Genomic DNA, 3,766 nt, shown 5'->3' with positions numbered 1-3,766 from the left:
AGCGTGGGCAGCCGATGTGAGAGCGACGGCCCGGACGCCTGAACCGAGCCTCGCCAGGCACCGGTTCTGAGGTCAATGGAACAAGCAGCCGATGAGCGGGCGGGGGTGCGCTGCGTGAACAGGGAAGGTCTTGTTGATCCATACCTCAACCTACGCTTGCCCTTGCCAGTCGGCTGCCGCGCACGGAAGGACCCGTGGATGCTACGTCGATTGGATCGGAAGCCTATTGCTGTGGTTCGCCCAGGCGCGCGCCCGGCTCGAGCTCGGCGGCGATGCCACCGCCGGTCGCAGCCCGGGCGAGAGCGCGACCCAGCGCAGGTGCCTGCTTGAACAGATTGTGACCGGCCACAAAAAAGACCGAGCCTGCCTCCCACACGGCCACGCCGTCCTCGCTCCATGGGAGGTCGGTCACCCAGCAGTGAAGGAAGTCGCGCGGCTCCGGGTGGAGACCGGGCAGCGCCCGTGTCACGTATTCGCGTGCGCGTTCGTCCAGCGATCGAATCGCCGCCGGGTCGATGAAGGTTCCGTCGTCGCGGACGCCGACGGTGTCGCTGAGTCCGACCGAATAGCTGCTGTTGCCCGGTAGCGGCGTCGCGTAGACGCCGACTTCGCCGAAGACGCCGCTGCTGTCCTGCAGGCACGCTACTCGTGCCGGGGCGGCGGCTTTCACGTCGAAGGTCAGCCGGACGTGTGCGGCAAGGCGAACCGGCAGAGACAGGCCGACGCTGCGTGCCAGACGGGCGGTTTCGCGGCCGGCGCACACGACCACCTTGGAGTAGACAGCCCGGTCGGTGACGCTGCGCACCTCGACCGTCCCGTCGGCGCGGGGATCGATGGAGATGACCTCACCGGTGGTGACCGCATCTGCGAGGGCACCCGTGAGTGCCGTGATTGCGGCGCGGGTGCGGATCGCGCCGCCCGACTCGTCGAGCACCGCTGGCCCCGAATACCCAGCGAGCAGCGGCATCCGCTGGGCGACCTCGGCTGCGTCGATCTCGTGCGCTTCCACGCCGCCGACCTCGTCGAGCACCCGCAACCGCGCCAGGGCGCTGTCTCCGATCGCCACGACACCGTCTGATGAGACCAGCTCGACCTCGAAGTGTTCGGCCCACTCATCCCATACCCCACGGCTTTCGCGTGCGAAGGCGACGAGTCGCGGGTCGTCGTGGGCATGCCGGAAGATCCGCGACTCGCCTGCCGACTGACCCGTCCCGGGCAGACCAGCCTCATACAAACGCACCGGCACGCCCTGCTCCCGCAGCGCGTACGCCGTCGACAGACCGACGATCCCGCCCCCGATCACTGCTACCTCGGGTGCACGCGTCGTGGCAACGCCGTCGTCGGTTCCTGTCATCGCGATTCCTCGATCTGTTGGTGATGTGCGATAGGCCGCACGAGAAGGGGCCGCTGCCACGACGTCAACGGGCTGTGTCAGCCCGAAGTCAGTGCGCAGCGACCCCTCATGTCGGGGTCAGTACTCCCGGTCTGTGGTGTCAGGCGGGAAGCTTGGAGCCCAACACGTCGAGCTTCTCGATCGTCGGTTCGGAGAACAACGTACCGGTCTGCTGGCCGAGAGCTACCGCAACAGGGCCGGACAGGTGAGCGTCACGTCCGGCGTCATCGGGGAACACGTCGAAGCTCCCGAACGAGGTCGGCCAGCCGCTCGGCGTCGCTGGTCGTGGTGCCCGGACGAGTACCGCCGCCGATCTCTGCCTGGCGGACCCAGCGCCGCAGGGTCTCGCGGTGCATCCCGAGCTGCTCGGCGACGCGAGCGATCGCGCCCTGCTTCGTCGCTGGGTTCGCTCGCAGCTCAACGGCCAGACGAGTGGCCCGCTCACGCAACTCGTCGGGGTACTTCCTGGGTGCTGCCATGACTCTCATCCTCCTTGGATTGAGAGCCCGTCTTCGACGACGACGGGACCGGCAAGGACAGCGGTGAAGACAAGACGGCGCTTCGACACCGACCAGCGTCGGGCCGTGTCGGATCACCGGGCGGCCGCAATGCCGATGACCCGACACATCCCATTCCGATGTCCTGAGCCAGCACACGACAGGCTGTTCGGTTCTGGTGGTCGCGCGATGCGCAGGCCTCACGGCTCTGCCCGACACCGACGTCGCTCTCCTCTGCGACGGACCTCTCGCCGGCTGAGCGCTCGCGGCCGGCATCCTGTCCGTGTGCCGATAAGCCTCGCACCGCTCGGCAACGCAGCGTGGCGTCGCGTCGCGACCTGGCGATGGCTCGGCGGGGCGCGATCGTCTCGTGCGTTGGCGGACTACGGGAGCTTGGACGCGAGGACGTCGGCCGGCAGGATCTCGGGTGCTGCGCCGAGGAGGTGCTGGTTGGCCGTCAGGGCTGCGACGATGGCGCCGTTGGCGTGGGCGTCGCGAGCGGCCTCGTCGGGGAATGCATCGAAGATCCAGAAGGTGTCGGCGTGGGTCCTGACCGCGAACCAGACAATCGTCCCCACTTCCTCGTTGGCGAGCGCGACAGCGCCGGCGAGCAGATCGGCGAGCGCGTCGTGCTGTCCATCGGCCGCGACGATCTTGGCTACGAAGGCGTACGGAAGTGATGCGGGCGTGGCCATGGGTGGTTCTCCTAGGTGTCGAGGTCTCTTGGTGAAGCGAGTTCAGCGTAGGCCGAGCAAGGACATGTGAGAAGTGGCGTATACGGCAGTATTGCTATTGTTCGCGCCATGCGTATCGGACTGATCGCGATCGACGGCTGCTTCGGTTCGGCTGTCGCGTCGGTCATCGACATCCTGCGGGTGGCCGACGGAGCCCGCGGCGATGTCGACCCGCGGATCGACCCGATCGAACTCGCCATCCTCGGACCGAAACGGCACGTGACCACGTCAGCATCGATGACCCTGACGGTGGACCACCCGCTGTCGGAGTCCGCAGAGTTCGACGTGGTCGTCGTCCCTGCGCTCGGAACCTTCACGGCCGCCGCTACCAACGACGCCCTCCAGAGCCGAGATGCTCGTTCGGTCATCGCCTCACTCGCGCGCCTCGACGACGCGACCACCCAGATCGCCGCGGCGTGCACCGGCGTGTTCGCTGTCGCCGAGACCGGACGGATGCACCATCGGCGCGCGACGACCAGCTGGTTCCTGGGGCCGGAGTTCCTGAAGCGCTATCCGACCGTCGCTCTCGATCTCGACACCATGGTCGTGGTCGACGGGAACCTCGTCACCGCCGGCGCCGCGTTCGCCCACATCGACCTCGCGCTCTCACTCGTGCGATCGATCAGCCCCGACCTGGCCCAACATGTCGCCAAGCTCCTCATCATCGACGAGCGTCCGTCGCAGGCGGCCTTCGTCGCCTACGAACATCTCCGGCACGAGGACCCGATCGTCGTGGAGTTCGAACGCTTCGTGCGCGCCCACCTGGACGAACCGTTCAACGTCGCCTTCGTCGCGCAGTCGCTCGGCACCAGCCGGCGCACCCTCGAACGACGAGTCCGTGCGGCGCTCAACCTCACTCCGCTCGGCTTCGTCCAACGGCTTCGCATCGAACGAGCTCGACACCTCTCAGCAACCACGGACCTCACCTCCGCCGAGATCGCGCTACGGGTCGGCTACGCGAACGCCGAGACTCTGCGCTCCCTCCTGCGCAGGGAGCGACGCCGTTCCTGACCTATCGCCATGCCTGTAGCCGGTGTCCTAGTTGTTCTGTCCACACAGGTTGGGCACAAGGTCGGCTGGTGACTTGCCGCCGAGCGCGGTGTGACCGCGGTGGTGATTGTAGGTGTGGAGCCAGTCGGTGA

At 67.4% G+C, this 3,766-nt stretch carries 4 protein-coding genes and 2 pseudogenes; 1 reads left to right on the top strand and 5 read right to left on the bottom strand.

The features are described from left to right. Positions 1-223: 223 nt before the first annotated feature. The 4 genes and pseudogenes from A6R01_RS09105 to A6R01_RS09095 all read right to left on the bottom strand — a co-directional run bounded on the left by A6R01_RS09105 (position 224) and on the right by A6R01_RS09095 (position 2,585). The gene (locus A6R01_RS09105; RefSeq protein WP_292605128.1) at positions 224-1,354 is read right to left on the bottom strand and encodes an FAD-dependent oxidoreductase; all 1,131 of its coding nucleotides are present in this window, start codon (positions 1,352-1,354) and stop codon (positions 224-226) included. A gap of 139 nt (positions 1,355-1,493) precedes the next feature. After that, positions 1,494-1,655: pseudogene (locus A6R01_RS18275) on the bottom strand (antibiotic biosynthesis monooxygenase); the annotation flags it as partial. Then, entirely contained in the window at positions 1,618-1,872 is a 255-nt protein-coding gene (locus A6R01_RS09100; protein ID WP_292605127.1) for a transposase, read from the bottom strand. The pseudogene A6R01_RS18275 and the gene A6R01_RS09100, both read right to left, overlap by 38 nt. A 401-nt stretch (positions 1,873-2,273) precedes the next feature. Next, a complete protein-coding gene (locus A6R01_RS09095; protein ID WP_292605126.1) occupies positions 2,274-2,585 on the bottom strand; it encodes an antibiotic biosynthesis monooxygenase in 312 nt (103 codons plus the stop codon). A gap of 108 nt (positions 2,586-2,693) precedes the next feature. On the opposite strand from A6R01_RS09095, the gene A6R01_RS09090 reads away from it, so the two are divergent. Beyond that, the gene (locus tag A6R01_RS09090) at positions 2,694-3,635 is read left to right on the top strand and encodes a helix-turn-helix domain-containing protein (RefSeq protein WP_292605129.1); all 942 of its coding nucleotides are present in this window, start codon (positions 2,694-2,696) and stop codon (positions 3,633-3,635) included. A gap of 27 nt (positions 3,636-3,662) precedes the next feature. On the opposite strand, the pseudogene A6R01_RS09085 reads toward A6R01_RS09090, so the two are convergent. Beyond that, positions 3,663-3,766: pseudogene (locus tag A6R01_RS09085) on the bottom strand (IS481 family transposase); the annotation flags it as partial.

Source organism: Nocardioides sp. REDSEA-S30_B4, from assembly GCF_001627265.1.
Taxonomy (GTDB): Bacteria; Actinomycetota; Actinomycetes; order Propionibacteriales; family Nocardioidaceae; genus Nocardioides.
This window is presented reverse-complemented; position numbering and strand designations above follow the sequence as displayed.

What these genes read in the sequence shown, in the direction of transcription:
- A6R01_RS09105 (WP_292605128.1), bottom strand. Translation starts at nt 1,354, where the DNA reads ATGACAGGAACCGACGACGGCGTTGCCACGACGCGTGCACCCGAGGTA.
- A6R01_RS09100 (WP_292605127.1), bottom strand. Translation starts at nt 1,872, where the DNA reads ATGGCAGCACCCAGGAAGTACCCCGACGAGTTGCGTGAGCGGGCCACT.
- A6R01_RS09095 (WP_292605126.1), bottom strand. Translation starts at nt 2,585, where the DNA reads ATGGCCACGCCCGCATCACTTCCGTACGCCTTCGTAGCCAAGATCGTC.
- A6R01_RS09090 (WP_292605129.1), top strand. Translation starts at nt 2,694, where the DNA reads ATGCGTATCGGACTGATCGCGATCGACGGCTGCTTCGGTTCGGCTGTC.